This window comes from Variovorax sp. E3 (assembly GCF_016082275.1).
Taxonomy (GTDB): Bacteria; Pseudomonadota; Gammaproteobacteria; order Burkholderiales; family Burkholderiaceae_C; genus Variovorax.
On sequence record NZ_MOWM01000386.1, the window covers coordinates 1 to 505 of the forward strand.

Annotated in this window: 1 pseudogene; it reads left to right on the plus strand. The window is 75.4% G+C overall.

Annotated features, from left to right (window positions below):
- Nucleotides 1–505 (plus strand): annotated as a pseudogene (locus BMG07_RS41015) (carbohydrate kinase); the annotation flags it as partial.

Here is a 505-nt window from a genome sequence, read left to right on the forward strand (position 1 = left end):
GCCCGAGGCAGACGGCAACGCGCGGCGGCAGTCGCCGGCGCTGTGGTGGGCCGGCGTGCAGCAGGCGCTGACGGCGCTGTTCACGCACATCGAGCCGGCCCGCGTGCGCGCGCTCGCGGTGGACGGCACCTCGGGCACCGTGCTGGTGACGGATGCCGAAGGCCGGCCGCTGTCCGACGGCTGGATGTACAACGACGCCTCCTGCGCCGACGAAGCCGCGCAGGTCGGGCAACACGCCCCGCCCGAATCGGCCGCGCACGGCGCCAGCTCCCCGCTCGCGCGCATGCTGCGGCTGCAGCAGCTGTACCCTTCGGCGGTTCACCTGCTGCACCAGGCCGACTGGATCGCCGGGCGGCTCGCGGGCCGCTTCGGGTTCAGCGACACCCACAACGCGCTGAAGCTGGGCTTCGACCCCATGGCCGAACGCTGGCCCGACTGGATGGGCCGCCTCGGCGTGCGCCACGACTGGCTGCCGCGCGTGCAGCGCCCCGGCACGCCGGCCGGC